The sequence below is a fragment of the Brevundimonas sp. BR2-1 genome, assembly GCF_037626195.1.
Classification (GTDB): Bacteria; Pseudomonadota; Alphaproteobacteria; order Caulobacterales; family Caulobacteraceae; genus Brevundimonas.
In genome coordinates, this window is the sequence record NZ_JARKMV010000002.1 from 533,586 (window position 1) to 560,320 (window position 26,735).

General features: G+C 68.1%; 34 protein-coding genes. 18 read left to right on the forward strand and 16 right to left on the reverse strand.

The window, feature by feature from the left end; genetic code table 11:
* The 5 genes from BrevBR_RS12200 (at nucleotide 1) to BrevBR_RS12220 (ending at nucleotide 4,224) form a co-directional block, all read left to right on the forward strand.
* Nucleotides 1-1,164: an acyl-CoA dehydrogenase family protein gene (locus BrevBR_RS12200; protein ID WP_340001114.1), complete on the forward strand. Its 1,164-nt coding sequence runs from the start codon at nucleotides 1-3 to the stop codon at nucleotides 1,162-1,164.
* A 63-nt stretch (nucleotides 1,165-1,227) separates the two neighbouring features.
* Nucleotides 1,228-1,512 carry a GIY-YIG nuclease family protein gene (locus BrevBR_RS12205; protein ID WP_340001115.1) on the forward strand — a complete coding sequence of 95 codons (285 nt, stop codon included), beginning with the start codon at nucleotides 1,228-1,230 and terminating at the stop codon, nucleotides 1,510-1,512.
* Between the two features lie 73 nt (nucleotides 1,513-1,585).
* Nucleotides 1,586-2,305 carry a 16S rRNA (uracil(1498)-N(3))-methyltransferase gene (locus BrevBR_RS12210; protein ID WP_340001116.1) on the forward strand — a complete coding sequence of 240 codons (720 nt, stop codon included), beginning with the start codon at nucleotides 1,586-1,588 and terminating at the stop codon, nucleotides 2,303-2,305.
* A gap of 31 nt (nucleotides 2,306-2,336) precedes the next feature.
* A complete protein-coding gene (locus BrevBR_RS12215) occupies nucleotides 2,337-2,795 on the forward strand; it encodes an ion channel (protein ID WP_332639410.1) in 459 nt (152 codons plus the stop codon).
* Between the two features lie 67 nt (nucleotides 2,796-2,862).
* Nucleotides 2,863-4,224 (forward strand): glutamate--cysteine ligase, encoded by a 1,362-nt coding sequence (locus BrevBR_RS12220; RefSeq protein WP_340001118.1) that lies wholly within the window; start codon nucleotides 2,863-2,865, stop codon nucleotides 4,222-4,224.
* On the opposite strand, the gene BrevBR_RS12225 is transcribed toward BrevBR_RS12220, so the two are convergent.
* Together BrevBR_RS12225 and BrevBR_RS12230 are read right to left on the reverse strand one after the other, a co-directional pair.
* Complete coding sequence (locus BrevBR_RS12225; protein ID WP_340001119.1) at nucleotides 4,221-4,637, reverse strand: nuclear transport factor 2 family protein; 417 nt, start codon at nucleotides 4,635-4,637, stop codon at nucleotides 4,221-4,223. The two genes, BrevBR_RS12220 and BrevBR_RS12225, sit on opposite strands and share 4 nt — an antisense overlap.
* Complete coding sequence (locus tag BrevBR_RS12230; RefSeq protein WP_340001120.1) at nucleotides 4,637-4,960, reverse strand: CC_3452 family protein; 324 nt, start codon at nucleotides 4,958-4,960, stop codon at nucleotides 4,637-4,639. The genes BrevBR_RS12225 and BrevBR_RS12230 overlap by 1 nt, the downstream gene beginning before the upstream one ends.
* Nucleotides 4,961-5,063: 103 nt before the next feature.
* Here BrevBR_RS12230 and BrevBR_RS12235 point away from each other — a divergent pair, with 103 nt between their 5' ends.
* The 3 genes from BrevBR_RS12235 to BrevBR_RS12245 are packed head-to-tail and all read left to right on the forward strand — an operon-like array spanning nucleotide 5,064 to nucleotide 6,785.
* A complete protein-coding gene (locus tag BrevBR_RS12235) occupies nucleotides 5,064-5,639 on the forward strand; it encodes a TetR/AcrR family transcriptional regulator (protein WP_332639414.1) in 576 nt (191 codons plus the stop codon).
* A 31-nt stretch (nucleotides 5,640-5,670) separates the two neighbouring features.
* Complete coding sequence (locus BrevBR_RS12240) at nucleotides 5,671-6,039, forward strand: VOC family protein (RefSeq protein ID WP_340001121.1); 369 nt, start codon at nucleotides 5,671-5,673, stop codon at nucleotides 6,037-6,039.
* Entirely contained in the window at nucleotides 6,036-6,785 is a 750-nt protein-coding gene (locus BrevBR_RS12245; RefSeq protein WP_340001122.1) for a DUF72 domain-containing protein, read from the forward strand. The genes BrevBR_RS12240 and BrevBR_RS12245 overlap by 4 nt, the downstream gene beginning before the upstream one ends.
* Nucleotides 6,786-6,788: 3 nt before the next feature.
* Here the strand turns inward: BrevBR_RS12245 and BrevBR_RS12250 are convergent, their stop codons facing one another.
* Nucleotides 6,789-7,196 (reverse strand): cupin domain-containing protein, encoded by a 408-nt coding sequence (locus BrevBR_RS12250; protein ID WP_340001123.1) that lies wholly within the window; start codon nucleotides 7,194-7,196, stop codon nucleotides 6,789-6,791.
* A 73-nt stretch (nucleotides 7,197-7,269) separates the two neighbouring features.
* Here BrevBR_RS12250 and BrevBR_RS12255 point away from each other — a divergent pair, with 73 nt between their 5' ends.
* From BrevBR_RS12255 to BrevBR_RS12270, 4 genes are all read left to right on the forward strand, one after another.
* Nucleotides 7,270-7,647 carry a GFA family protein gene (locus BrevBR_RS12255; RefSeq protein WP_340001124.1) on the forward strand — a complete coding sequence of 126 codons (378 nt, stop codon included), beginning with the start codon at nucleotides 7,270-7,272 and terminating at the stop codon, nucleotides 7,645-7,647.
* Nucleotides 7,648-7,705: 58 nt separating this feature from the next.
* Nucleotides 7,706-8,767 (forward strand): NAD(P)-dependent alcohol dehydrogenase, encoded by a 1,062-nt coding sequence (locus BrevBR_RS12260; protein ID WP_340001125.1) that lies wholly within the window; start codon nucleotides 7,706-7,708, stop codon nucleotides 8,765-8,767.
* 91 nt (nucleotides 8,768-8,858) lie between these two features.
* Nucleotides 8,859-9,584: an acetoacetyl-CoA reductase gene (gene phbB, locus BrevBR_RS12265; protein ID WP_332639420.1), complete on the forward strand. Its 726-nt coding sequence runs from the start codon at nucleotides 8,859-8,861 to the stop codon at nucleotides 9,582-9,584.
* Between the two features lie 100 nt (nucleotides 9,585-9,684).
* Complete coding sequence (locus BrevBR_RS12270) at nucleotides 9,685-10,452, forward strand: DUF4908 domain-containing protein (protein WP_332639421.1); 768 nt, start codon at nucleotides 9,685-9,687, stop codon at nucleotides 10,450-10,452.
* Here BrevBR_RS12270 and gloB read toward each other — a convergent pair whose 3' ends face one another.
* Complete coding sequence (gene gloB, locus BrevBR_RS12275) at nucleotides 10,453-11,181, reverse strand: hydroxyacylglutathione hydrolase (RefSeq protein ID WP_340001126.1); 729 nt, start codon at nucleotides 11,179-11,181, stop codon at nucleotides 10,453-10,455.
* Between the two features lie 45 nt (nucleotides 11,182-11,226).
* Between gloB and BrevBR_RS12280 the strand changes: the two genes are divergently transcribed.
* The 5 genes from BrevBR_RS12280 (at nucleotide 11,227) to BrevBR_RS12300 (ending at nucleotide 15,930) form a co-directional block, all read left to right on the forward strand.
* A complete protein-coding gene (locus BrevBR_RS12280; protein WP_332639423.1) occupies nucleotides 11,227-12,015 on the forward strand; it encodes a class I SAM-dependent methyltransferase in 789 nt (262 codons plus the stop codon).
* Nucleotides 12,016-12,025: 10 nt separating this feature from the next.
* Nucleotides 12,026-12,529, forward strand: coding sequence for a SixA phosphatase family protein (locus BrevBR_RS12285; RefSeq protein ID WP_340001127.1), 504 nt, complete (start codon nucleotides 12,026-12,028; stop codon nucleotides 12,527-12,529).
* Nucleotides 12,526-12,882: a DUF952 domain-containing protein gene (locus BrevBR_RS12290; protein ID WP_340001128.1), complete on the forward strand. Its 357-nt coding sequence runs from the start codon at nucleotides 12,526-12,528 to the stop codon at nucleotides 12,880-12,882. The genes BrevBR_RS12285 and BrevBR_RS12290 overlap by 4 nt, the downstream gene beginning before the upstream one ends.
* A complete protein-coding gene (locus BrevBR_RS12295; RefSeq protein WP_340001129.1) occupies nucleotides 12,873-13,910 on the forward strand; it encodes a quinone-dependent dihydroorotate dehydrogenase in 1,038 nt (345 codons plus the stop codon). The genes BrevBR_RS12290 and BrevBR_RS12295 overlap by 10 nt, the downstream gene beginning before the upstream one ends.
* A gap of 64 nt (nucleotides 13,911-13,974) precedes the next feature.
* On the forward strand, nucleotides 13,975-15,930 hold the full coding sequence (locus tag BrevBR_RS12300) for an ATP-binding protein (protein ID WP_340001130.1): 1,956 nt from the start codon (nucleotides 13,975-13,977) through the stop codon (nucleotides 15,928-15,930).
* Here the strand turns inward: BrevBR_RS12300 and BrevBR_RS12305 are convergent.
* On the reverse strand, nucleotides 15,891-16,295 hold the full coding sequence (locus tag BrevBR_RS12305) for a very short patch repair endonuclease (RefSeq protein ID WP_445214762.1): 405 nt from the start codon (nucleotides 16,293-16,295) through the stop codon (nucleotides 15,891-15,893). The genes BrevBR_RS12300 and BrevBR_RS12305 overlap by 40 nt on opposite strands.
* A 96-nt stretch (nucleotides 16,296-16,391) precedes the next feature.
* The gene (locus tag BrevBR_RS12310) at nucleotides 16,392-16,877 is read right to left on the reverse strand and encodes a peroxiredoxin (RefSeq protein ID WP_332639429.1); all 486 of its coding nucleotides are present in this window, start codon (nucleotides 16,875-16,877) and stop codon (nucleotides 16,392-16,394) included.
* Between the two features lie 114 nt (nucleotides 16,878-16,991).
* On the opposite strand from BrevBR_RS12310, the gene BrevBR_RS12315 reads away from it, so the two are divergent.
* A complete protein-coding gene (locus BrevBR_RS12315) occupies nucleotides 16,992-17,561 on the forward strand; it encodes a YqgE/AlgH family protein (protein ID WP_332639430.1) in 570 nt (189 codons plus the stop codon).
* Here BrevBR_RS12315 and BrevBR_RS12320 read toward each other — a convergent pair.
* The 10 genes from BrevBR_RS12320 to ctaD form a co-directional block, all read right to left on the reverse strand.
* Nucleotides 17,558-19,225, reverse strand: a complete 1,668-nt coding sequence (locus BrevBR_RS12320; protein WP_340001132.1) for a putative bifunctional diguanylate cyclase/phosphodiesterase — start codon at nucleotides 19,223-19,225, stop codon at nucleotides 17,558-17,560. The genes BrevBR_RS12315 and BrevBR_RS12320 overlap by 4 nt on opposite strands.
* A 34-nt stretch (nucleotides 19,226-19,259) precedes the next feature.
* Nucleotides 19,260-19,850 carry a GNAT family N-acetyltransferase gene (locus BrevBR_RS12325; protein WP_340001133.1) on the reverse strand — a complete coding sequence of 197 codons (591 nt, stop codon included), beginning with the start codon at nucleotides 19,848-19,850 and terminating at the stop codon, nucleotides 19,260-19,262.
* A 24-nt stretch (nucleotides 19,851-19,874) separates the two neighbouring features.
* The gene (locus tag BrevBR_RS12330; protein ID WP_340001135.1) at nucleotides 19,875-21,086 is read right to left on the reverse strand and encodes a M16 family metallopeptidase; all 1,212 of its coding nucleotides are present in this window, start codon (nucleotides 21,084-21,086) and stop codon (nucleotides 19,875-19,877) included.
* Nucleotides 21,087-21,136: 50 nt separating this feature from the next.
* On the reverse strand, nucleotides 21,137-21,886 hold the full coding sequence (locus tag BrevBR_RS12335; RefSeq protein ID WP_340001136.1) for an SURF1 family protein: 750 nt from the start codon (nucleotides 21,884-21,886) through the stop codon (nucleotides 21,137-21,139).
* On the reverse strand, nucleotides 21,876-22,262 hold the full coding sequence (locus BrevBR_RS12340) for a DUF983 domain-containing protein (protein WP_332639435.1): 387 nt from the start codon (nucleotides 22,260-22,262) through the stop codon (nucleotides 21,876-21,878). Before BrevBR_RS12340 ends, BrevBR_RS12335 begins: the two co-directional genes overlap by 11 nt.
* A gap of 24 nt (nucleotides 22,263-22,286) precedes the next feature.
* Nucleotides 22,287-23,195 carry a cytochrome c oxidase subunit 3 gene (locus BrevBR_RS12345; protein WP_332639436.1) on the reverse strand — a complete coding sequence of 303 codons (909 nt, stop codon included), beginning with the start codon at nucleotides 23,193-23,195 and terminating at the stop codon, nucleotides 22,287-22,289.
* Between the two features lie 51 nt (nucleotides 23,196-23,246).
* On the reverse strand, nucleotides 23,247-23,813 hold the full coding sequence (locus tag BrevBR_RS12350; protein WP_340001137.1) for a cytochrome c oxidase assembly protein: 567 nt from the start codon (nucleotides 23,811-23,813) through the stop codon (nucleotides 23,247-23,249).
* Nucleotides 23,810-23,989 (reverse strand): hypothetical protein, encoded by a 180-nt coding sequence (locus BrevBR_RS12355; protein WP_332639438.1) that lies wholly within the window; start codon nucleotides 23,987-23,989, stop codon nucleotides 23,810-23,812. The genes BrevBR_RS12350 and BrevBR_RS12355 overlap by 4 nt, the downstream gene beginning before the upstream one ends.
* 5 nt (nucleotides 23,990-23,994) lie before the next feature.
* A complete protein-coding gene (cyoE, locus tag BrevBR_RS12360; RefSeq protein WP_340001138.1) occupies nucleotides 23,995-24,963 on the reverse strand; it encodes a heme o synthase in 969 nt (322 codons plus the stop codon).
* A 78-nt stretch (nucleotides 24,964-25,041) separates the two neighbouring features.
* Nucleotides 25,042-26,712, reverse strand: coding sequence for a cytochrome c oxidase subunit I (gene ctaD, locus BrevBR_RS12365; RefSeq protein ID WP_332639440.1), 1,671 nt, complete (start codon nucleotides 26,710-26,712; stop codon nucleotides 25,042-25,044).
* Between the last annotated feature and the right edge of the window lie 23 nt (nucleotides 26,713-26,735).

The window sequence follows — 26,735 nt, forward strand, 5'->3', positions numbered from 1 at the left end:
GTGAACGTCCTCAACGTCCCCGAGCCCGCCTTCATGCAGGAGGAGGAGATCGTCCTCTTCGCCGACAGCGTAGGCAAATGGATCGACGAACATGCGCCGCCAGAGGCGGTGCAGTCGTGGATCGCCAATTCGTCCGTGCCGCGCGAGCTGTGGACCGCGTCGGGCGAGGCCGGGCTGCTGGGCCTGTCGATGCCGGAGGAAGACGGCGGCATGGGCGGCGACTACCGGCATGAGGTGGTGCTGATGCGCCAGCTGGGCTGGAAGGGGGCCGATCACTTCGGCATCTCGCTGCACAACGCCATCGTCATGCCCTACATCTGGCACTACGGCACCGAGGAGCAGAAGGCGCGCTGGCTGCCGCGGCTGCAGTCGGGCGAACTGGTCGGCGCCATCGCCATGACCGAGCCGGGCGCCGGGTCGGACCTGCAGGGGGTCAAGACCACCGCGATCAAGCAGGGCAACCAGTATGTGGTGAATGGGTCCAAGACCTTCATCACCAACGGCCAGCTGGCGAACTTCATCATCGTCGTGGCCAAGACCGATCCCAGCGAGGGCGCCAAGGGGACCAGCCTGATCGTGGTCGAAACCGACGGCGCGGAAGGCTTCGAACGCGGCCGGAACCTGCACAAGATCGGCATGGAGGGGAACGACACTTCCGAGCTGTTCTTCAACGACGTGAAGGTCCCCGGCGAGAACATCATCGGCGGCGGCGAGGGTCAGGGCTTCATCCAGCTGATGCAGCAGCTGCCGCAGGAACGGCTGAACATCGCCGTCCAGGGCGTGGCCGCGGCCGAGCGCGGGCTTCGGGAGACGCTGGCCTACGTCAAGGAGCGCAAGGCGTTCGGGAAACGGGTCATCGACTTCCAGAACACCCAGTTCAAACTGGCCGAGGTGAAGACCAAGCTGACCGTGGCCAGGGTATTCGTCGATCACTGCCTAGGCCTGCACCTGCAAGGGAAGCTGGACGCCGCGACCGCCTCGATGGCCAAATACTGGGTCACCGACATCCAGGGCGAGGTCATCGACGAGATGCTGCAGCTGCACGGCGGCTACGGCTATATGAACGAGTATCCGATCGCCCAGCTGTACAAGGACGCCCGGGTGCAGCGGATCTATGGCGGGACCAACGAGATCATGAAGCTCTTGATCGCGCGGACGCTCTGACCGGGCTATTCACTCCGCTCATCCCCGCGAAAGCGGGGACCCAGTCCTTTCGCGAGGCAGGCTGTGGCGTTCTACACCTATATCGTTGCAAGCGGTCGGAAAGGGACGCTCTACACCGGATCGACAGACTCGCTGATCGTCCGAACGACCCAGCATCGGGACAAGCTGTTCAAGGGCTTCACCGCAAAATACGGATGCGCGACCCTCGTCTGGTATGAATGGCATGAGACGCGCCATGCCGCCTTCGTCCGTGAGCGCCAGATCAAGAAATGGAACCGGGTCTGGAAGCTGGAGCTGATCGAAAAGAAGAATCCGGGCTGGCGCGATTTGTTCGACGATCTGTTCTGAACCCGTGGCCGTGGGCAAAGCGCGCAACGAAAGAACTGGGTCCCCGCTTTCGCGGGGATGAGCGGAGGTTTGGTTGGTACGTCTGTTTGTAACTGGAGAGTTGTCCCCCGACGCCGCCGTCCTGCCGACGCTGGACCAGTCGCGTTACCTGACCCAGGTGATGCGGCTGAAGATCGGCGACAGCCTGCTGGTCTTCAACGGCGTCGACGGGGAGTGGCGCTGTGTCATCGCCGAAATGCTCAAGAAGGGCGTGGTGCTGCGGGGTGAGGAACAGGTCCAGCCGCAGTCGACCGGCCCCGACGTCGAACTGCTGATCAGCGTGGTGAAGAAAAGCGCGCTGGAGTTCGCCGTCGAGAAGGCGACCGAGCTGGGCGTGCGGCGCATCCGGCTGGTCGTCACCCAGCGGACCCAGACCCAGCACGTGCGCATGGACCGGCTGGACGCCATCGCCATCGAGGCCGCCGAGCAGACCGGCCGCGTCGACGTGCCGATGATCGACGAACCGGTGAAACTGGCCGAGTTGCTGGACGGTTGGGAAACCGGGCGGCGGCTGATGTTCTGCGACGAGACCGGCGGGGAGCCGGCGGGCGCGGCGTTGCAGGACGCGGGCGAGGGCCCGTGGGCCGTCCTCATCGGTCCCGAGGGCGGTTTCTCGCCCGAGGAACGGGACCGGCTGCGCGCCCTGCCCTTCACCACCGCCGTATCGCTGGGACCGAGAATCCTGCGCGCGGACACCGCCGCCATCGCCGCCCTGACCCTGTGGCAGGCAGCGGTCGGCGACTGGGACCGCTAGCGGGACCGTCGGCTTCGGGGCAGGATGCAGCATGATCAATGAACTGGCCCTGTCGACGGTAATGGCCCTGCTAGCCGTCGGCATCCACGGCTTCGGCCTGCTCAGCCTCGGCCGCGGGCTGGAGATCTACGAGATCCGGGCCGGCCGGTCCTATGTCGAGGGTCCGCTGTGGCGGCACGCGGCGCTGACGATCGCCGTGGTTCTGGGCCTGTTCGTGGTCCATGGCGTCGAGATCTGGATGTACGCTGCCTTGTATACGCTGATCGGCGCCGTGCCGGATCTGCGCGAGGCGGTCTATTTCTCCAGCATCAGCTATGGCTCGATCGGCTACAGCGATGCGCTGATGGCGCGGGAGTGGCGCTTGCTGGGGGCCATCGAGGGCGTGGCGGGCGCCATCCTGCTGGGATGGTCGGTCGCCTTCTTCGTCAGCGTCATGACGCCGTTCACCGCGCGCAGAAAACACGGCATGATCCATCGCGACATCCCTTGAGGAACGCAAAGTTTCGCCCCATCTAGCCGCCACGACAGCCTTCGGGCTCTGGGGCTGAAAGAACCATATGGCTGACGTTGCGCCGCTTTCCCGGGAAGACCTGATCGGCGCCATGTCGAAAGGGGCCAAGCCCAAGGATCAATGGCGCATCGGCGCCGAGCACGAGAAATTCGGCTTCGACCGCACCACCCTGCGACGTCCGGCCTACGAGGGCGAGAACGGCATCCTGGCCATGCTGACCGGCCTGCAGCGGTTCGGCTGGGCGCCGGTCGAGGAGGCGGGCCACGTCATCGCCCTGGAGCGGCGCAACCCGGACGGCACTACAGCTTCCATCAGCCTGGAACCCGGCGGCCAGTTCGAACTCTCGGGCGCGCCGCTGAAGGACGTGCACGAAATCTGCGACGAGACCGGCCGCCACCTGATGGAAGTCAAACAGGTCGCCGACCAGATCAACCTCGGCTTCCTCGGCGCCGGCTTCGACCCGATGTGGCGGCGGGAGGACGTGCCCGTCATGCCCAAGGGCCGCTACGCCATCATGCGGGCCTATATGCCGAAGAAGGGGTCGCTGGGCCTCGACATGATGCTGCGCACCTGCACCATCCAGTCGAACCTGGACTTCGCGGACGAGGCCGACATGGTCGCCAAATTCCGCACCTCGCTGGCGTTGCAGCCGATCGCCACGGCCCTGTTCGCCTGTTCGCCCTTCATCGAGGGCAGGCCCAGCGGCTTCCTGTCGTCGCGCGCCAATGTCTGGACCGACACCGACCCCGACCGGACCGGCATGCTGGACTTCGTCTTCCAGGACGGCTTCGGCTACGAGCGCTACGCCGACTATGCGCTGGACGTGCCGATGTATTTCGCCAAGCGCGGGGAGGCCTATGTCGACCTGTCGGGCCGTTCGTTCCGCCAGTTCATGACCGAGGGCCTCGACGCCCTGCCGGGCGAGCGGGCGACGAAGAAGGACTGGAACGACCATCTGACGACGCTTTTCCCCGAGGTGCGGCTGAAGGCCTATCTGGAGATGCGCGGGGCCGACGGCGGGCCGTGGAGCCGTATCTGCGCGCTGCAGGCCCTGTGGGCCGGGGTGCTGTACGACGGCGCGGCCCTGGCCGCGGCCTGGGACCTGGTCAAGGACTGGGACATCGCCGACCACGAGCGCCTGCGCCGCGACGTGACCCGTCTGGGCCTCAAGGCCGAGGTCGCGGGCCGGTCGGTGCGGGACGTGGCCGTGGACATGGTCCACATCGCCCGCGAGGGGCTGAAGAACCGCGCCCGTTTCTCGGGCGGAATGGTCGACGAGCGCGGCTATCTGTCGGAGCTGGAAGACATCGCCGACAGCGGCGTCACCCCGGCCGAACGGCTTCTGGAGCTGTATCACGGCGAGTGGGCCGGCGATGTGAGCCGGATGTACCGGGACTTCGCCTACTAGGCCGTGGCCGTTCTTTCGAAGGGTCCCAGCGCCTCGATGACCAGCCGGGTGTCCATGTATTCGGTCAGTTCGACCAACTGGCCGTCGTGGAATTTCACCACCCAGCAGTAGGTGTTGTCATAGCGTTTGCCGTCGGTCGTCTCGGCGTCGCCGGTGCACTGAACGGCGGCCCAGTCGCCTTCGACGATGAACCGCTGGGCCGTGTTCCGATAGGATTTGAATCGCGCCATCAGCGGCCGAAGCAGTTCGCCGCGCACCGCCGCCTTGCCGCGATAGACGCCGGACCAGTCGGTCGACCCGATCATGATCCAGGTGAAGTCGTCAGCCATCGCCTCCACGAAGGCCCGGCCGTCACCGACGGCCAGACCTTCGAAGATGGCTTCCAGCGCCGCGCGGTTGTCCGCGCCCGCCATCAGGCGGGACCGCCATTCCGGCGGGCCCGGGCGATGTCGGCCGAGTTGCACCGGGCGAGCTCGGCTTCCGTCAGGGCCAGACCGGCGCGGGCGAAGGTCGAGACCGGGCCCATGCGGCCGACGAAGCGGCGGCATTCACGCATCAGCGGCTGGGTCGTTCCGCCGCCACGGCCGGCGCAGGCGCCGTCGGGGCTGCAGTTCCAGTTGCGACCGTCGAGGTTCAGCTGGATTTCGCGGGGTTCCAGCAGGGTGGCCGCTGCGCCCGAGGGAGCGGTGGCGGCGGTCTGGACGGCGAGGGCCGCCATAAGGGACAGGATGAGCATGATATCCTCCGGGGCTGGTCATGACGGACGGTCTTGTGTAAAAGTGACCGTTCGTGCACCCATAAGTGACCGATCGGTTACTTCGAGTCAAGAGGATTTCTGAATGCCGCCCAAAGGCGAGGCCACACACGCCCGATTGATCGACGAGGCGATGACCCAGGTCACCGTGCGCGGTCTGGCGGCGGTCAGTCTGGCCGATGTCGCGGGCGCGGCGGGCGTGTCCAAGAGCGCGGTGCTGAAGCATTTCCAGTCCAAGGAGGCGCTGCAGGCCGAAGTGGTCGACGCCATGATCGACCGCTTCAAGACCGCCGTCTGGGACCCGGCCGAGCCGCTGGAACCGGGCCGGGCGCGGCTGGACCGCATCTTCCAGGGCGAGCTGGACTGGATCGACGGCGAGGACCGGCCCGGCGGCTGTCCGCTGAAGGCGGCGGCGATGGAGCTGGACGACCAGCCCGGCCCGCTGCGCGACACGCTGAAGGGCAGCCAGATCCGCTGGGCGAAGACGCTGAAGCGCGAATTCCGGGCCCTGTATCCCGAGGCCGACGAGGCGGCGCTGGAGCTGAAGCTGTTCCAGTTCAAGGGCATCGTGCTGGCCTATGGCCATTCACGCCGCCTGCTGGACGACGAGACGGCGCGCGGACAGGCGACGGCGGCGTACCGGGCGCTGGTCGCGGCTTGATCGGGCGACGGCTCGGGACGATGGTGCGCCCATGCGCGCCAGCCTGACGCCGATGATCCATGTCCCCGACGTACGGGCCGCTGCGGATTGGTACGCGGCGATCGGATTCGATGTCCTCGACATCGGCGAGGACGGGGTCGAGCCGGTCTTCGCCCTGCTGGGCTGCGGCGACGGCCGGCTGATGCTCAACGCCGGCGGCCGGGCCTCGGACGCCCCACGGCGCGAGGCCGACCTGTATCTGCATGCGACCGATGTTGACGCCCTGTTCGCGCAGATTGGCGATCGCGCGGTCGTGGTGGAGCCGCCGCATGACACCTTCTACGGCATGCGCGAATTCATCATCCGCGACCTCAACGGCTTCTGGCTGACGTTCGGCCAACCGACCACGGAGACACCATGACCGGAACCATTCGCGTCGGCATCGGCGGCTGGACGTATGAGCCGTGGCGCGGCGTCTTCTATCCCGAGAAATGGAGCCAGAAGCGCGAGCTGGAATACGCCAGCCGGCACACGACCTCGATCGAGATCAACGGCACCTACTATTCGGGCTTCAAGCCCGAGACATGGATGAAGTGGCGCGACGAGACGCCTGACGACTTCGTCTTCGCGGTCAAGGCCAGCCGGTTCTGCACCAACCGCAAGGTGCTGTCCGAGGGCAACGACAGCCTCGACCGGTTCCTCGATCAGGGGCTGACGGCGCTGGGCGACAAGCTGGGGCCGATCAACTGGCAGTTCATGGCCACCAAGAAATTCGACCCCGTCGATTTCGAGGGCTTCCTGAAGCTGTTGCCCAAGGAGAAGGACGGGGTCCGCCTGCGCCACGCCCTGGAGGTCCGTAGCGGCACCTTCGACAACGAACAGTTCTACGACCTGGCCCGGAAATACGGTGCGGCCATCGTCTACGGCCACGACGACGAGGCCCCGCAGTGGCCGCGGATCGATCAGGACACCGCCGACTTCAAATATGCACGCCTGATGTCCAGCCGCGAGGATGAGCCGACCGGCATGACCTCGGCCGAGTTGGACGAAATCGTCAGACAGACCCGCGACTGGGCGAAGAAGGGCGACGTCTTCGCCTATTTCATCGCCGGGGCGAAGGTGCGCAATCCGGCGGCGGCGCAGGCGCTGATCGCCAAGCTGGGCTGACCGTCAGGCCTTCGGCTGGTTCTCGAACCATTCGACGATGCCGGCCATGTCGCGTTCGAAGCCGCCGGGGATATAGATGTTCAACACCCCGGCGCGCTTGTCGGTGCGGTTGGCGAAATCGTGGGTCACGCCCGCCGCCGCGCGCACGAAACTGCCCACGCCGGCGTCGATCCATTCGTCTCCGACAAGCAGGCTCATCGTGCCCTCGATGACGTAGAAGATGTCGTCGTGATCCGAATGGCTGTGCGGTCCCGGGCCCTTGCTGTGCGGCTCGAGGAACCACTCCGAGATGGAATAGGTCGCGGCGGTCTCGGCCTCGTCCGCCTTGAACACCGCGCTCATGGCGCCCATCGCATAGGCGCGGCCCTCGCCGGGTTGGAGTATGATCGGTCGGTGACGGGCGTCGGACATCGGGGCCTCCCATCGGCAGGCGGACCTTGCCTTGGCGTCGGGACCCGCGCAACCGGACATGAGAGAACTAGGTATGACCACGGCTTTGATCCTTCACGGCGCCTGTCATTGCGGGGCGCAACGGTTCTCCGCTCCGGCGCCGGAGAGCGTGACGCAGTGCAACTGTTCGATCTGTTCGAAACGCGGGGCGCTGGCGGCCTATTACGCGCCGGATCAGGTCGAACTCACCCTCTCGCCTGACCGCCTCGCCGACTACCAGTGGGGCGATCGGATGATGACCTTTCATCATTGCGCCGCGTGCGGTTGCGGCGTCTTCAACGAGGCGCCCGCCTGGACCACGGACGAGGGCGAGAACCGACCGGCGCGCATCATTCTGAACGCCCGCCTGTTCGACGATCTGGACCTGCCCACCGTTCCCGTTTTGCATGTCGACGGCCGCAACGACTGGTGACCTTGCGGATTGATCCCGGCGTAGGCACCTGCCCCTGAAGCCAGCCTCGAGGACATCCATGCCCATCGCCACCCGCGCCTTCGCCGCCACCTCAAGCACGGCGCCGCTTTCGCCCCTCAGCTTCGACCGGCGCGATCCGGGTCCGGACGACGTGGCCATCGAGATCAAATTCGCGGGCGTCTGCCACTCGGACCTGCACGTGGTGAAGAACGAGCTGGGCGGCGGAACCACCTATCCGATCGTCCCGGGCCACGAGATCGCGGGCGTGGTGACGGCGGTGGGCGGCAACGTCGCCCGCTTCAAGGTCGGCGACCGCGTCGGCGTCGGGTGTATGGTCGACAGCTGCCGCCAGTGCGCCCCCTGCCGCGAGGGCGAGGAGCAGTACTGCGTCCCCGGCATGACCCAGACCTATGGCTCGCCCGATCCCAAGGGCGCGGCGGTCGGTCAGACGATCACCCAGGGCGGCTATTCCACCGCCATCGTGGTTGACCAGAACTATGTCGTGACCATTCCCGACAGCATCCCGCTGGACGCCGCCGCGCCCCTGCTGTGTGCGGGCATCACCACCTGGTCGCCGCTGAAGCACTGGAAGGTCGGCCCGGGTTCCAAGGTGGCGGTGATCGGTCTGGGCGGTCTGGGCCATATGGCGGTCAAGCTGGCGGCGGCCATGGGAGCCGAGGTCACCGTCCTGTCGACCTCGGACCGCAAGAAGGCGGACGCCGAGCGGATGGGGGCGAAGCATTTCCTTATCAACTCCGACAAGGCGGCGATGAAGGCGGCGGCCGAGAGCTTCGACCTGATCATCAACACCGTCTCCGCCACGCACGAGATCGCCAGCCATGTGCAACTGCTGGCGAAGGACGGGACGATGGTCATGCTGGGCCTGACCACCGAGGGTCTGCCGGTCTACGCCATGGGCCTGCTGTGGCGGCGGCGTTCGGTCGCCGGCTCGCTGATCGGCGGCATCCGCGAGACCCAGCAGATGCTGGATTTCTGCGCCGAACACGGCCTGGCCTGCGACATCGAGCTGATCGCTCCGGACCAGATCAACGAGGCCTATGCGCGGATGGAGAAGTCGGACGTCCGCTATCGGTTCGTTCTGGATATGACGCGGATCTGAGGCGAGCCTTTCCGCGCAACCCCGCAGCCGCTACACCTGTTGACGAACAGGCGCCGCGTCAGACGGCGCCGTCAGGGACAAGGAAACGCACATGGCTCGAGTGGCACTGGTCACGGGCGGCACCCGCGGCATTGGCAAGGCGATCGTCCAGCGGCTGAAGGAAGACGGCATGTCCGTGGCCGCCGGCTACTCCGGCAATGTCGAGGCCGCCGAGGCCACGGCGAAGGAGCTGGGCGTCACCATCGTCAAGGGCAATGTCGGCTCGTTCGACGACTGCGCCCGCGCCGTGAAGGAGGTCGAGGACCAGCTGGGGCCGATCGACGTTCTGGTCAACAACGCCGGCATCACCCGCGACGGCTTCTTCCACAAGATGTCCTCGGACCAGTGGTCGGACGTGATCCGCGTCAACATGGACAGCGTCTTCAACATGACGCGCCAGGTGATCAACGGCATGCGCGATCGCGGCTTCGGCCGGATCGTCAACATCTCCTCGATCAACGGCCAGAAGGGCCAGATCGGCCAGACCAACTATTCCGCCGCCAAGGCCGGGATGATCGGCTTCACCAAGGCGCTGGCGCTGGAGAATGCCCGCAAGGGCGTGACGGTGAACTGCATCGCCCCCGGCTATATCGACACCGAAATGGTCGGGGCCATGGACGAGAAGGTCCTGGCCGGGATCATCGCCCAGATCCCGGTCGGAAGGCTTGGAAAAGGCGAGGAAATCGCCGACATGGTGTCCTGGCTGTCTGGCGAACGTGCCGGATATGTCACAGGCTGCACACTGTCGCTGAACGGTGGTCAGTATCTCGTCGGCTGATCCGGCCCTGCCCAAAATCCGCCGCGCGCTGGTTTCACCACTCTTCGCCATGGAGTTGACGGCAGGGTCCAGAACGGCGCGAACGCCGCTTCCGCCCGCGATGGCGATCGCCCTCGCGGCGGCGGCGCTGTCGTTTGCGTCCACGTCCTCCGAAGCCCAGGCCCAGACCCGCGGCAACGCCCAGGCCGAACAGAGCCAGTCCCTGCGCAACAGCGGAGGGGCTTCCCGCGCCCTGCCGCCCACAGGCCGGTATGTCGCGGAATCAGGCGAAGGCTTCATCCTCGATCGTTCGGGCCAGCGGCCCCTGTTGCGCTTCGATCGCCGCGACGAGACCTGGGTGCTGCGCCCGACCGCGGCCCCGCGCGGCGACGTCATCTATCGCAACGACGCCGGCGACCAGCTGCTGCGGGTCACGCCCGGCGGCGGCATGACCGTCTATACGCCGCGGGCGCCCGGCGGATCGCCCGCCTCGCTGTCGGGCCCGGCCCCCAGCCTGACGCCGCCGACCCTGGGTCCGGCCCAGATGTTCCAGTTGATGACCCGCCGCAGCGCCATGCTGAGCCAGGCGCTGGGCCGGCTGATCGAGATCAATGTTGACACCGACGGCGCCGCCGAGGGTCTGACGGTCGAGGCCCTGATCCTCTCGACGGACGCGGCCCTGCGCATCGCCCGGTCGCCCTCGGCCCGGTCGTCGCTGGACCGGCTGCGCAGCATCACCATCGTCGACGGGCCCCGCGCCTCGGTGACCTACGCCCGCGGCGACCTGCGCATCGTGGTGGCGCCCACCCAGGGCGTGGCGGGCCGGCCGTCCTCGGCCCGGGTCATCGACGCCTTCCTGACCCCCGCGACCACGACCCGCCGACGCTGATCAGCCGGCGAAGACGTCCTTGGCGGCCCGCCGGACGGCGAACCCGGCGGCGTCCTTGACCCGGACGAAGGGGTTGAAGGCCTTTTCCGCCCCGATGGTCGTCGGCACGGTCGCCTCGCCCCGTTCCCGCATGGCGAAAATCTCGTCCGCCCGCGCCCGCATTTCCGGCCGGTCGTCGACGCTCAGGGCGAAGCGGGCGTTGCCGGCGGTGTATTCATGGGCGCACCAGACCATAGTCTCGTCCGGCCAGGCCGCCAGCGTCTGAAGGCTGGCGTGCATCTGTTCCGGCGTTCCCTCGAACAGCCGGCCGCAGCCCATGTTGAACAGCACGTCGCCGACGAAGGCCTGGGCGTCCGCCGCCGACCGATAGACGATATGGCCCAGCGTATGGCCCGGCGCGTGGGTCACCTCCAGAACGGTCTCGCCCAGCATCACGACGTCGCCGCCGGCGACTATGCGGTCGATCGGCGCGGCCTTGCGCACCTCTTCGGGACCGATGATCTCGCAGCCGGTCTCGTCCTTCAGCCGGGCGTTGCCCTGGGTGTGGTCGGGGTGCCAGTGGGTGTTCAGGATCAGATCCAGCCGACCCCAGCCCGACCGCTCGAGATCGGCCAGAATGGCGGCGGCGTCCGGCGTGTCGATGGCCGCGACCATGCCCGAGCCCGCGTCGCGGACCAGGAAGCCGTAGTTGTCGTTCAGGCAGGGGAAGATACGGACATCGAGGGTCATGCGCCCATCCTAGCAGCCCGCCCCGACCCGGCCTATGCTCCCCCCATGCGGCGCAGTATCGAGGACCTTCGCATCTTCTACGGCGAGCCGGCCGGCGCCCTGGCGCGCCGTCTGCTGGCGCGGCGTCTGGAGGACGCCTGGGGCGAGGCGACGAACAGTGATGTTCTGGGCCTCGGCTACGCCACGCCGTGGCTGGACGCCTTCGTCGGCGCGCGGCGCGTGGTCGCGGCCATGCCGGGCGGACAGGGAGTCGAGCTGTGGCCCTCGGTCGGCAAGAACCGGACCCTGCTGGTCGACGACCGGCGCCTGCCCTTCGCCGCCGGATCGTTCGACCGCATCCTGCTGGTCCACGCGCTGGAAGAGGCCGACGACGCCCAGGCCCTGATGGCCGAGGCCGTGCGCGCCCTGTCGCCGGCGGGTCGGATCATTCTGGTGGCGGCCGCGCGCGGCGGGCTGTGGGCGCGGGCCGAGACCACGCCGTTCGGACACGGCCGGCCGTTCACGCGCGGGCAGCTGGAGCGGCTGGTGCGGGCCGCGGGGCTGGAGCCGACCGCCTGGTCCCAAACCCTGTATGTGCCGCCCTGGGGCCCGCTGCTGCCGCTGGCGGACGGATTCGAACAGGTCGGCAAACGGATCATGCCCGGCGCGGCGGGGGTCATCCTGCTGGAGGCGACGCGGCGGGAATACGCCCGCATCCGGCCGGGCGGAGCCGTGGCGACGGTCCCGGTCATGACCCCGGCGCTGCAGCCCCGGCCCGCGAACCGGACGGGCCGCGAGAAACTCGCCGAAAAACTGGCCGGCGGCGATCTGGCGGGAATGCGCGAACGCCCTTAAAGCCACGGCCATGCAGAGACTGATCCTGATGCGCCACGCCAAGGCGGAGAAGAGCTCCGCCTCGGGCCAGGACCGCGACCGTCCCCTGTCGGACAAGGGCCGGGCCGACGCCGCCGCCATGGGCCGGGCCCTGGCCGCGCGGGGCATGCGGCCGGATCTGGCGTTCGTCTCCCCCTCGGCCCGGACGCAGCAGACCTGGGACCTGCTGCACGACGCCTTCGGCGATGTGCAGGTGCGCGAGCCCGAGCCGCTGTACAACGGCGGATCCGACACCCTGCGCCGCTATATCGAGGGGGCCGAGGACGAGGCCGGCTGCCTGATGGTGGTGGCCCACAATCCCGGCGTCCATGTGCTGGCGGTCGAATATCTGATCGAAAGCGCCGCCTCGCCGTCGGTGCTGGACCGGATGAGCGGCGGCTTCCCGCCAGGCGCGGCGGCCATCTTCATCGTCGATGTCGCCGGGCGCTGCACCTTCGAAGGCTTCCTGCAGCCGCGCGATCTCGTCGGCGAATGACCGGCGCCGCTTACAAGCTGGTCGATCGGGGCGAATGGGCCGCTGCCCGTGAGGCGGGGACCTATGCCGGGTCGGCGGTCGATCTGGCGGACGGCTACATCCACCTGTCGGACGCCGGCCAGCTGGCCGAGACCGCGCGGCGGCACTATGCGGGCCGCGCGGACCTGATGCTGGTGGCCGTGGACCTGCGGCCCCTGGGCGACGACCTGAGGTGGGAGGCGTCGCGCGGCGGGGCCCTGTTTCCGCATCTCTACGCCCCTCTGCCGGTCGCCGCCGCGGTCAGCGAACGGCCGCTGTCGGTGGACGCCGAGGGCGTGATGCGTTTCGACGACGGAGCGGTCGGATGGCCCTGAGCGACCTCGGCGCCGCCCTGCTGCGCCAACTGGATCCCGAGGTCGCCCACGGTCTGGCGATCCGCGCCCTTCAGGCCCTTCCCCTGCCCGCGGCGCCCGCTGACGACCCCATCCTGCGAACCACGATCGCCGGGCTGGACCTGCCCAACCCCGTCGGTCTGGCGGCTGGTCTGGACAAGAACGGCGAGGCCCTGGCGGGTCTGGCGCGGCTGGGATTCGGTTTTGTGGAATGCGGCTCGGTCACGCCCCTCGCGCAGCCGGGCAACCCGAGGCCGCGCCTGTTCCGGCTGTCGGAAGACCGCGCGATCATCAACCGGATGGGGTTCAACAACCTGGGCCTTGAGGCCTTCGCCGGACGTCTGGCGAACCGGCCCAGGACCGTCGTCGTCGGCGCCAATCTGGGGGCCAACAAGGATACGGAGGACAAGGCGGCGGACTATGTGGCCGGACTGAAGCGTCTGCGCGGACTCAGCGACTATATCACCGTCAATGTGTCCTCGCCCAATACACCGGGGCTTCGCGCCCTGCAGGGGCGGGCGGCGCTGGACGACCTGCTGGGCCGTCTGAACGAGGCCCGCGCCGGCGATCCCACGCCGGTCTTCCTCAAGGTCGCGCCCGATCTGACGGCGGACGAGATCGCCCTGATCGTCGAGGCCAGTCTCGATCACCGGATCGACGGCCTGATCGTCTCCAACACGACCCTGGACCGGCCCGACAGCCTGCGCTCGCGGGATCGCGCCGAGGCGGGCGGCCTGTCCGGCGCGCCGCTGAAGGTCCGCGCGATGGAGGCCCTGCGCGCCGCCGTGGACGCGTCGGCGGGCCGTCTGCCCCTGATCGCGGTCGGAGGGATCGATTCCGGCGCGGAGGCCTACGCCCGCATCCGGGCCGGGGCGGCCGCCATTCAGCTGTATTCGGCCCTGATCTACGAGGGGCCCGGTCTGGTCGGGCGGATTAAGCGCGACCTGGCCGCCCGCTTGCGCGCCGACGGCTTCTCCACAGTCTCCGAGGCCGCCCGATCGGCCCGTTGACGGAGCGTTAGGGCAACGCGGGCATAGTGCGCGCGAGGCGAAAACGCCTTGTCCGGGGAACTGCATGGCGATCGCCAAAGTCGGAACGCAAGCTCACGGCGCCGCTCACGAAGGCGACTGGGCGACTGCAATTCGCCAGCGGCGCAAGGCGTTGCTGCAGCGGCTCGGCATGGGCGCGGCCACCGCAATGATTTTCAGCCCCTTGCTGGGCTGGCCGCTGAGCGTCGCGTGGGTGCTCGGCTATTTCACCATTCAGGCCCTGGACGTCTGGGTCTTCTCGCCGATCAACAGCGGGCGGGCCGAGCAGCTGACCGGCCTGCGCTGGGTCGCGGGCTGGATGATGCTGACCGCCAACGCGGGGTTTTTCGGCAGCCTGTCGATCCCGATGTGGCTTCTCGGGGGCCCGATGGGCGGCATCTGCGCGGTCATGCTGCTTTCGGCGGGAGCCATCTATTCGGTGATCAACGCACCGCGGTCGACGTCGGTGATGCTGATGACGGCCTCGGTCCAGTTCCTGTATCTGGCCGCCACGCCGGTCTTCATGGCCATCTACGGCGCCTCGACGGGCTTTGTGACCGCCGCCGCCATCGCCGTGGGCGTCTTCATCACCTACTGCCTGTCGACGTGGCAGCGCATGAACGAGGCGCGGCTGGCCGAAGGCGCCGCGCGGGTCGAGGCCGACCAGAAGCGGATGGACGCCGAACGCATCATGGAGGGCCGCAGCGCCTTCCTGGCCGCCATCGGCCACGATCTTCGCACCCCGATCAGCGCCATCCTGGCCGGCGCCGCCGAACTGGAGCGCGGCGCGGCCGACACCTCGGCCCGATCGCAGGCCCAGCTGATCACCGACGCCGGCTTCATGATGAAGGCGCTGCTGGACGACCTGCTGGACCACGCCAAGCTGGACGCCGGCCACATGACGGTCGACCAGGTCGACTTCAACCTGCGCGAACTGCTGAACCAGACCGTCCGGCTGTGGCGCGGACCGGCCCGGGCCAAGGGGCTGAAGCTGCGCGTCGAAGGCGCGTCCTGCATCCCCGATTCGGTGCGCGGCGATCCGATGCGGCTGCGTCAGGTGCTGAACAACCTGATCTCCAATGCGATGAAATTCACCGACACCGGATCGATCACCCTGCGTCTCAACGCCTGGGCTGAAGAGCCCGGCGGCCACGCCGTGCTGATCGAGGTGGCCGACACCGGTCCGGGCATGACCGCCGACCAGCTGGCCCGTCTGTTCACCCCCTTCGACCAGACCATCGCCGGCGTCAGCGCCGTCCACGGCGGCACGGGCCTGGGCCTGGCCATCAGTCGTCAGCTGGTGCAACTGATGGACGGTCGACTTACCGCCCGGAGCCGCCCCGGCTCCGGCGCCCGGTTCACCCTGTCGCTGCATTTCCAGGCCGGCGAGGCCGTCGCCATCCCGACCCCCGCCCTGGACCAGCAGAGCCGCGACGCCATCGCCCGCTCACTGTCCGGCCGCCGATCGGCCGCAGCCGAACAGATCGCCGCGCCCCAGCCGCTGTACGAAGCCCCGCCGGCTCCCGCCCAGCTGGTGGTCGAGGACGTCGCCGCCCCCGAGGCCGAATACGCCGACGAGGAGGACGAGGGCCGTCCCATGCGGGTACTGGTCGTCGACGACCACGACATCAACCGCCGCGCCATCCAGCTGATCCTGCAGCCGCTGGGCTGCGACATCGCCACGGCCGCGGACGGCATGGCGGCGCTGAAGATCTGCGAGCATACCGCCTTCGACCTGATCTTCATGGACGTCCGGATGCCCGAGCTGGACGGCCGCGAGACCACCCGCCGCATCCGCGCCGGGAACGGCCCCAACGCCGGCGTGCCGATCATCGCGGTCACCGCCGACACGGCGGCCGAGGACATCGCCGCCTGCACGGCCGCCGGCATGACCTATTTCGTGCCCAAGCCGATCACCCCGCCGATGCTGCTGGGCGCCATCACCCATGTGATGACCATGGCTCAGTCGGACGACGTCGAGGCGGAAACCGTCGCGGCCTGATTCCGCACATCGGCGATCAGCCGGTCCGCGAAGCCTTCGGCCTTCATCCCGCACTCCCAGATCGTGATCACGCGCCACCCGGCGGCGGTCAGCGCGGCGCGGCTGGTCTCGTCGCGAGCCCGGTTGCGGTCGATCTTGGCGGTCCAGTAGGGGCCGTTGGCCTTCGGCTTGCGCGAGCCTCGCGCGCAGTCGTGACCGTGCCAGAAACAGCCGTGTACGAAGACCGCGACCCGCCGCCCCTTCATCACCAGATCGGGCCGCCCCGGCAGGCCCGCGCCGCCCAGCCGGTAGCCGATTCCGGCCGCGCGCAGGATGCGGCGCACGGCCAGTTCAGGCGCCGTGTCGCGGCTCTTCACGCGGCGCATGACGGCGCTGCGCTCCTCCGGGGTGAAGACGTCGGTGCTCACCAGACAAACCCCGCGCTGAAACAGCGAGCGCCCGCGGCGCGAGCGGTATCGCCCTTAAAGCTGCGCCAGCAGGTGCTCGGCCGAGGACACCTTGAACTCGCCCGGCTGTTCGATGTTCAGCTGTTCGACGACGCCGTCCCGGACCAGCATCGAATAGCGCTGCGAACGCTCGCCCATGCCGAAGCCCTTGGCGTCCATCGACAGGCCCAGCTGGCGGGTGAAGTCGCCGTTGCCGTCGCCCAGCATGACGATCTCGTCCTTGCCGATGCCCTGGCTGTCGGCCCAGGCGCCCATGACGAAGGCGTCATTGACCGAGACGCAGGCGATGGTGTCCACGCCCTTGCCGACGATGTCCTCGCGCAGGTCCTTGAAGCCGGGCAGGTGTTTGGCCGAGCATGTCGGGGTGAAGGCGCCCGGGACGGCGAACAGGGCCACGGTCTTGCCGGCGAAGATATCGTCCGTCGTGACCGGCCGGGGGCCGTCGTCGGTGGCGCGGGTCAGGTTCGCCGAGGGAATGCGGTCGCCGATCTGGACGGTCATGGGCAGGCTCCGGAAATGGGTGTGAGGACGAAACGTGCCGATCAGATAGGCGTTGCCGCCCCTCCCGCCAACCGCCGCCTTGCGAACGCCGCCGTCCGCACCAATGATAGGGTCATGGACGATTTCCAATCCCTGGCCGGGCGGCTGCTGGTGGCCATGCCCGGCATCAGCGATCCCCGGTTCGAGCATGCGGTCATCCTGATCTGCGCCCACCGGCCCGATCACGCCATGGGCCTCAGGCTGGACCGGCCCGCGCCGGGCGTGAACCTGAAGAAGGTGCTGACCAAGCTGGACACTCCCCTTCCCCCCGACGCCGACAGCCGCGCGGTGCTGATCGGCGGGCCGGTGGACCGTGAGCGGGGCTTCGTCCTGCACACCGACGACTGGCTGGTCGACGACGCCTCGCTGGCCTTCGGCGCCGGCTTCGCCATGACGGGCACGCGAGAAGCCCTGCTGGCCATGGTCGATCCCGAGACGGGGCCGCACCGGTCGGTGCTGCTGCTCGGCTACGCCGGCTGGGGCGACGGCCAGCTTGAGGACGAGCTGGGCGAGAATGTCTGGCTGGTCGCCGACGCCGATCCCGAGCTGATCTTCGACCCCGACCACGAGAGCAAATGGGGCCGGGTGCTGGCCGGGCTGGGCGTGGATCCAGCCCGGCTGTCGGGCCAGATCGGCCGGGCCTAGGCCGAGCGCGCCTTGATCGGGGCCGTGCCGTCGGCCAGCGACTCATTCAGATAGACCTCGGCCTCCTGGGCCGGCAGGGCCTGGGCGTAGCCGAAGCCCTGGCCGTAGTGGCACTGGGCCTCAAGCAGGAGTTTGGCGAGGCCGGCGTTCTCGACGCCCTCGGCGACGACGTCCAGCCCAAGGTCCCGACCCAGGTTGACCACCGACTTGACGATCGTGGCCGAGCCCTCGTCCTTGTCCATGGTCAGAACGAAATAGCGGTCGATCTTCAGCGTATCGAACGGCAGCTTGGCCAGCCAGGTCAGGGACGAGAAGCCGGTGCCGAAATCGTCCAGCGCCAGCGACGCTCCCGCCTCGCGCAGGCGGGTCAGGGTCTCGGCCGCGCGCGAGGTATCGCGCATGATGTCGCCTTCGGTGACCTCCAGCTTCAGCGCGCCCCTGGGCAGGCCGGCGTCGGTGATGATGCGGGTGACGTCGTCGACCAGATCCGGCCGTTCGATCTCGCCGACCGACAGGTTGACGCTGCAGAACAGCTTTCCCGCCATGGGATGGCGGGTCAGCCATTCGGCCAGCTGGCGCGACGCCGAGGTCATCATCAGCAGGCCCAGCTCGTTCATCAGGCCCATTTCGTCGGCCAGGCCGAGGAATTCGTCGGGCGGCACCAGGCCGCGCTTGGGGTGGCGCCAGCGGGCCAGGGCCTCGAAGCCGGCCACCGCCCCGGTCAGCAGGTTCACGATCGGCTGGTAGAAGGGCTCGATCTCGCCGCGGACGAAGGCGTTTCTCAGATCCGCCTCCAGCGCCAGACGGGACAGGCTGTCGCTCTCCAGCGCCCGGCCATAGGCGGCCACGCCGCCCCGACCCGCCAGCTTGGCCTGTTCGACGGCCAGTTCGACGCGGCGCAGCAGTTCGGCGGGATCGGGCGCGTCCGGCCCCCCCTCGGCCGAGGCCGAGCCGATCGAGACGGTCGGATAGATGTCGAAGCCTGCGATGCGCAGCGGCTGCTCCATCGCCTCGCGCACCCGTTCGGCCACCATCCCGGCGCCGCGCGGAGCCAGGACCGCGAATTCGTCCTCGCCGATGCGGGCGGCGTTGGCGTCATGGGCGAAGGCGGCGTTCAGGCGCGAGCCAAGGGCGGCCAGCACCAGATCGGCCCGGGCGTGCCCCAGGGCCTCGTTCAGGCGGCGCAGACGGTCCACGTCGGCCACGACCAGCTCATAGTCGCCGGGCTGGGTCAGGGCCTCGCCGGCGCGGGCCAGGAAGGTGCGCCGGTCCAGCAGGCCGGTCAGATGATCGCGGTGGGAGGCGGCGAACTTGTTTTCCAGCGCCACCACCCCGGCGGCGCGCAACCCGTCTTCCAGCCAGACGCCGCGCCAGATGCAGGTCTCTGCGTCCCGCATGCGCAAGCGAACGGCGACCTCGGTCCCCTCCCCCTGCGGCTTGAGGATCTTTTCGGCCAGGGCGCGGTCCTGCGGCGAGGCCACAGCGGCGAAGGCGGCGCCCGAACACTCCGGCGCCAGCGGTCCCAGCCCGAGCGCGCGGGTGGCCCCGGTGAAACGCATCTGGTCGTCGGCGGGCGTCCAGATCCACAGCGCCGTGTCAGCCGCGGCCAACGCCTCGATGGCGGTCGTCGCGTCCCAGGCCAGACTTCTGGAGCGAGTGTTCAAACGCCTTACCGGTCCTGACAGGACGGCTCCGAAATCAGCCGCCGCGCGCGGCTCCGTCATTCACGACGCCGAACAACAGATGGTCTGCCCAAGCGCCGTTAATTTTGAGATAAGCCCGGGCCCGTCCCTCGAGCTCGAAGCCCGCTTTTTCCAGCACCCGCCGCGAGGCGAGGTTGGCGGGCACGCAGGCCGCTTCGACCCGGTGCAGGTTCAGGTCCTTGAAGGCGTAGGCGACCATGGCCCGCACCGCGGCTGTGCCGTAGCCCCGTTTCGCATGGGGCTGGCCGATCCAGTAGCCCAGCGTGCCGGTTTCGGCCACGCCGCGCCGCACGTTCGACAGGGTGATCGCCCCGACCAGCGCCTGATCGACGTCGGCGAAGATGAAGAAGGGCCAGGCGTTGCCGGCCTCCATCTCGCGCGCATAGATCGTCAGCCGCCGTTTGAAGGCCGCCCGGGTCAGATCATCCTCGGGCCAGCTGGGTTCCCACGGCTGCAGATAGGCGTAGCTGGTCTGGCGCAGGGCGGCCCAGGCCTCGTGGTCTCCGGCGCGCGGAGCCCTCAGGGTAACCCCCGCGCCCTTCACGACCGGACCGGTCGCCTCATTGATCCAGTCCAGCAGGGCCATGACCGCAGATTAGCGGGCCGCCGCTCAGCCGAAAAGGCCCTCGCGGAACGCCGCACCGGCGGGCGCGGCGGCCCTGGGCCCAAGAACCGCGGTCGCGGCCTTGCCCGCGGTCAGCGACAGGGCGGCCGCCGTCCGAACGTCCTCGACGGTCTGGGCCAGCATCCGTTCGGCCATGGTCTCCGACGGGATCGGGGCGCCGAAGATCAGCACCTGGGCCGCCGCCCGACCTGCGCGGGCCGATGGGCTCTCGTCCGACATCCACAGGCCGGCGTTCATCACCGCCTTGGCCCGCGACAGCTCCGCCGCCGTGGGACCGGTTTCGGCCAGGGCCTTCAGCTCGGCCGCGCAGACCCGGGCCAGTTCCACCGCCCGTTCGGCCGCGGCCCCGGCGTAGATGCCCAGAATACCCGCGTCCTCATAGGGCTCATGGTATGCGTCGATAGCATAGGCCAGACCGCGCTCCTCGCGGGCGCTCTGGAACAGACGCGAGGCCATGCCGCCGCCGAGGACCTCGGTCATCAGCCGCGCCGCCGCATAGGCGGGGTCGCCGGCCGCCGGGGCCGGCAGCTGGAAGACGATGTTGGCCTGTTCGATTCGCCGCGACAGGGCCGCGTCGCCGCCGGTGAAGCGCGGGGTCTCGGGCTCGGCCGCCGGGGCCGCCGTCTGGTCGCCGAACCAGCGCTCGGCCAGGGCCAGCAGCTCGGTCTCGTCGACCGCCCCGGACACCGCCACCACCATCCGGTCGGGTGAATACAGGCGGGCGCGCCAGTCGGTGATCGAGGCACGGGTGATGGGCTTCAGGCTTTTCACCGATCCGAGGATGGGGCGGCCCAGCGGCTGGCCCGTGAAGGCCCGGGTCTGGGCCATTTCGAAGACGTGGTCGTCGGGGGTGTCGAAAGCCTCGGCGATTTCCTGGGCGACCACGTCCTTCTCGCGCTCGATCTCGTCGGGATCGAGCGTGGGGCGGAAGATGAGGTCCGACACCACCTGCATGGCCAGCGACAGGGAGCCGTCCAGCGCCCGCACCTCGAAACTGGTGCGCTCATAGCCGGTGGAGGCGTTCAGCGAGCCGCCCTCGGCCTCGATCCGCTCAACGATCTCGCGGGCGCCCATCTCGCCGGCGCCCTTGAAGACCAGGTGTTCGAGACAGTGGGACCAGCCGGAGGTGGCCTCGGTCTCCCATTTCGCTCCGCCGCGGACGGCGACGGTCAGGGCCAGGGTGCGCAGGCCGGGCATGGGATCGCAGACGACGCGGACGCCGTTGGACAGGGTGTGGAGGGTGGCGGTCAGGAGTCTTCTTCTTTGCCTGTCGCCCCGCTGGCGGAGCGGGGCTGTTTGAGGAGGGTTCGCCGGAGCAGGACGATGTAGAAACCGAGCACCGCCAGCGCCAGTCCGAACCATGTCAGGGCGTAGCCGAGGTGGTTGTTCGAGAAGGCGGCGGGCGGAGCCGAGGGCCTGAGCGCCAGCCATTCCGGGTTGGAGGAGGTCGTGGCGTAAATCATGGGGCTGGCCAGCCATTTCTTGACACCCAACGCCCGCCCCATGGCGAGGTGGTCGCGGGCGTAGAAGACATTGCCTTCAGGCGGCGGGGCGAAGGACGACGGCTCCGGCGGCATGCGCAGCTGACCGATGATCCGCACGGGCTCGGTCGACGGCGTCACCGGCGGTCGGGCCGAAACCGTTTCGGAGACGAAACCCCGGTCGACGAGGGTGACGAACGGCTTGCTCGGCAAGGCGCAGGCCGAGATCAGTCGAACGCCGACCTGGCCGTTCTCGACGGTGCGCATCTCCACGAAGGGCGCGGTGGCCAGACCGGGGCAGTCGATCATGACGCTGCGGAATTCCTGATCGGGCCGATAGACCTGCATCACCGGCACGGGCGGATGCATCGCCGCCGCCTCGGCGTCGGCGATCAGGTCTCCCTTCCACTGCATCCGCTGCACCTGCCAGATGCCCAGTGAACAAAGCAGGGCGAACGCAAGGGCGCAGACGATCGTCAGACCCCAGGGAAAACGTCCGGGGGTCTCAGTCGTCATTGCGCGCCTGTCCCGCCTTGTTGCGCATCTGCAGGGCGATCATCACACCCTTGCCCGGCCGCATCAGCCCGATGGACAGCGCCGCCACCAGCGGCAGGGCGACGGCCAGCATGACCCAGATCGGGGGATTGTACGCGACCTGTACGAACAGGGCCCCGAACACCACGATCCCGCCGGCGATCTGCATGATGAAGATGGCGGCGCCGTCGCCGGTGTTGAGCCGGGTGAAATCGAAGCCGCAGACCTCGCACCGGTCCACCACCTTCAGGAAGCCCGCGAACAGCGGGCCCTTGGCGCAGTTGGGACAGCGGCAAAGCAGACCGGCGCGGATCGGATCGATCCGCGCCGGCAGGCCGCTGGAATTTTCACTGGCCATGGCTTGTCCCGGCGGAAGCCGGGATCACCCGAAGGTGACGTAGACGAAGGCGAAGAGGAACAGCCAGACCACGTCCACGAAATGCCAGTACCAGGCGGCCGCCTCGAAGCCGAAATGCTTGGCCGGGCTCATCTGGCCCGCGTACAGGCGCAGCAGGCAGACCAGCAGGAAGATGGTGCCGATCAGGACGTGGAAGCCGTGGAAGCCCGTCGCCATGAAGAAGATCGAACCGTAGAGGCCGGAGTTCGCCGCTTCTTCGTTGAAGAACAGGTTCTCGTGGATGATGTGGTTGTACTCATAGGCCTGCACCGCGGTGAACAGGATGCCGAGCGCGACGGTGATCAGCAGCCCCGTCTTGGCGGCGCTGCGGTCGCCGACCTGCAGCGCATGGTGCGCCCAGGTGACGGTCGTGCCCGACAGCAGCAGGATGACGGTATTCAGCAGCGGCAGCTGCCAGGCGTCCAGGGTCTCGACGCCCTTGGGCGGCCAGGTCGACCAGGCGGCGGCGGTGTCGGCCCAGTTGGCCACTTCCGGAATATGGGCGCGCGCTTCGTTGAAGACCGCCATCTCGAAGAACATCCAGAAGAAGGCGACGAAGAACATCACCTCGGACGCGATGAACAGCATCATGCCGTAGCGCAGGCCGATGGAGACGACCGGCGTGTGATCGCCCGCCTTGCTCTCCTTGATCACGTCGGCCCACCAGCCGAACATCGAGACCAGCACGCCGGCCAGACCGGCGAAGAACAGGGCGTTGTGACCCTTGGCCAGCAGGGCAGTCGCCAGCTGACCGGCGTCGTCGCCGACGATGCCCTTCATCCAGACCACGGCGCCGACCATCATGATCGTGACCGCGATGGAGGCGACCAACGGCCAGGGACTGGGGTTCACCAGGTGGTAGTCGTGATGAGGAGTGGCGTGAGCGTCGGCCATCAGGGTCTCTTGAAGCGGTCGAGATACGTATGGGGCAGGCTATAGCGTCCGCTATCCGGCTGCGCCAGTGGGTTGGGCGCCGTTGGCCGCCAGCTCCGCGGACTTGGTCGGATAGAAGGTGTAGCTGAGGGTGATTTCGTTGACGCCGCGGCTCTCGCGATCCGTCGCCATCTCGGGCGCGACGAAATACTGGACGGGGAATTTCATCGTCTGGCCGGGCTGGATCGTCTGCCCCTCGAAGCAGAAGCATTGCAGCTTCTGGAAATAGGGCCCCGCCCGCTCCGGCACGACATTGTAGGCCGCCGTGGCGTGGATCGGCTGGTCCGAGGTGTTGGTCACGTCGAAATAGGCGAGACCCGTCTCGCCGATTCGCACCCTCTGGGTGACCTGTTCGGCGCGGAAGGTCATCGGCAGGTCCCGCACATTGGTGTCGAACCGGATCAGCACCGTCTCGTCCAGCATGTGGTCGGGCGCCTTCTCGGCCTTGCGCACCGTGCCGTCGAAGCCCGTGACCTGGCAGAACATCCGGTACAGGGGCACCGCCGCAAAGGCCGCGCCGGTCATGCCCATGACGCCGAGCACGCAGACGATGGCGATGGCGTTCCGCGACAGCTTCATCCGGCGTAGCCCACGGGCTGGCCGGCCTCGATCGCATCCTTGCGGGCGTCGATGTTGCGCTTGAGGTTCAGCACGGTCACGCCGAACACCAGCACGATGAAGGCCACCAGCGCCCCGGCGATGGCCAGGTTGCGCCTGTTGCGGGCTTGCAGCTGTTCCGGGGTCAGGCGGGTCATGGTCGTTACAGTCCAGGGATGGCGGCGACGCTCTCGACCAGCAGGGCCGCGAACAGCGCCATCAGATACAGGATCGAGAAGGCGAACAGGTTGCGCGCCGGTTTGGCCTCGGCGCGGACATCATACAATGCGGCCTCTCGTCCCACAGCCTCGGCCTTGTCGGGCTGGTCGCCGGCGCGGCTGCGATACAGGCGCACGGCCAGGAAGAGGAAGCCCAGGCCGCCGAGGATCGATACGGCCAGATACAGCAGGCCGCCGAGCCCCGTCAGACCCGGTGCGATCGCCACGGGCACGAAGATCAGGGTATAGAGCAGGATCTGCAACCGGGTGCTTTTCGCCCCTCGCGCCACGGGCATCATCGGAATGCCGGCGCGGGCGTAGTCGCCGGCCGAATACAGGGCCAGGGCCCAGCTGTGCGGCGGGGTCCACAGGAAGATGATCAGGAACAGCAGCCACGCCTGCCACGGGGCCTGACCGGTCGCGGCGGCCCAGCCGATGACCGGCGGGAAGGCCCCGGCCGCGCCGCCGATGACGATGTTCTGGGGCGTCCGCCGCTTCAGCAGCAGGGTGTAGAAGGCGGCGTAATAGATAATGGTCACCAGCAGCAGGCCGCCGGCCAGCCAGTTGGTCGACATGCCCAGCAGCATGACCGAGAAGATCGACAGGATGACGCCGAACGCCATGGCGTCGTTCTTGCGGACGCGGCCCGCCGCGACGGGCCGTCCGCGCGTGCGCCGCATCAGGGCGTCGGTCTCGCCCTCCAGCGCCATGTTCAGCGCCCCCGCCGCCCCCGCGCCCACGGCGATGCACAGGATGGCGATGGCCGCCGAAATCCAGTCGATGCCGCCTTTGGCCACCACCAGGCCGGTGGCTCCGGTGAACACCACCAGCGACATGACGCGCGGCTTCAGCAGCTGGAAGAAGTCTTCCGGCTGGGCGGTCGAGATCGCGGGCTGCGGGGTCGTTTCGGTCATCGCTCTTTCAAAAACCCGAGGGCCGCCCTTTCGGCTGAAAGAGCGGCCCCCGTATGTCAGTTCGGGATCGAGCCCCTCCTAGTGGTCGTCGCTCTTCACCACCGGCAGTTCGTTGAACTGGTGGTGCGGCGGCGGCGAGGACAGGGTCCATTCCAGCGTCGTGGCGCCTTCGCCCCACGGGTTGGCGACGCCCTTGCGCCGGCGGATCGCCGACTCGGCCAGCATGACCAGGAAGACCAGCACGCCCACGGCCGTGATCGCATAGCCGATCGACGAGATCTGGTTCCAGAAGGCGTAGCCGTCCGAGTAGTCGATGTACCGGCGCGGCATGCCCTGCAGGCCCAGGAAATGCTGCGGGAAGAAGACCAGGTTCACGCCGATGAACATGATCCAGAAGTGAAGGCAGCCGAGGAACTCGTTGTACTTCACCCCGAACATTTTTTCGTACCAGTAGTAGAAGCCGCCGAAGATCGCGAAGACGGCGCCCAGCGACAGCACGTAGTGGAAGTGAGCCACGACGTAATAGGTGTCATGCAGGCTGTAATCGATGCCCGCGTTGGACAGGACCACGCCGGTCACGCCGCCGACGGTGAACAGGAAGATGAAGCCGATCGCCCACAGCATGGGCGTCTTGAAGCTGATCGAGCCGCCCCACATGGTGGCGATCCAGCTGAAGATCTTCACGCCGGTCGGCACCGCGATGATCATGGTGGCGGCGATGAAATAGGCGCGCAGGTTCACGCTCATGCCGACCGTGTACATGTGGTGCGCCCACACGATGAAGCCGACGAAGCCGATGGCGACCATGGCGTAGGCCATGGCGAGGTAGCCGAAGATCGGCTTCTTCGAGAAGGTCGAGACGATGTGGCTGATGATGCCGAAGCCCGGCAGGATCAGGATGTAGACCTCCGGGTGGCCGAAGAACCAGAACAGGTGCTGGAACATGACGGGGTCGCCGCCGCCGGCCGGGTCGAAGAAGCTGGTGCCGAAGTTGCGGTCGGCTAGCAGCATGGTGATGGCGCCGGCCAGGACGGGCAGCGACAGCAGCAGCAGGAAGGCGGTGATCAGCACCGACCAGGCGAACAGCGGCATCCGGTGCAGGGTCATGCCCGGCGCGCGCATGTTGAAGATGGTGGTGATGAAGTTGATCGCGCCAAGGATCGAGCTGGCGCCCGCGACGTGCAGCGAGAAGATCGCCAGATCCATGGCCGGGCCGGTGTGGCCCGTCGTGGAGAGCGGCGGATAGATGGTCCAGCCGCCCCCGAAGCCCTTGCCCGGTCCGCCGTCGACGAACATCGACAGGCACAGCAGCACCCAGGCCGCGACCAGCAGCCAGAACGAGACGTTGTTCATGCGCGGGAAGGCCATGTCCGGCGCGCCGATCATGATCGGAACGAACCAGTTGCCGAACCCGCCGATCATCGCCGGCATGACCATGAAGAAGATCATGATCAGGGCGTGGGCCGTGACGGTGACGTTGTAGCCGTGCTTGGACGCCTCGACGAGGCCCAGCTTGTCGATCAGCCCGCCCTGGACAAAGTACTGGATGCCCGGTTCCGCCAGCTCGAGGCGGATGAAGCCGGACAGGATGCCGCCGACCAGGCCCGCCATGATGGCGAACAGCAGGTACAGCGTGCCGATGTCCTTGTGGTTGGTCGACAGGAACCAGCGGGTGAAGAAGCCCGGCTTGTGGTCGTGGTCGTCATGACCGTCGTGGTCATAGGCGAGGTTTTCGGCTGCGGTGGCCATGATCTGGGGGCTCTCGCGGATCG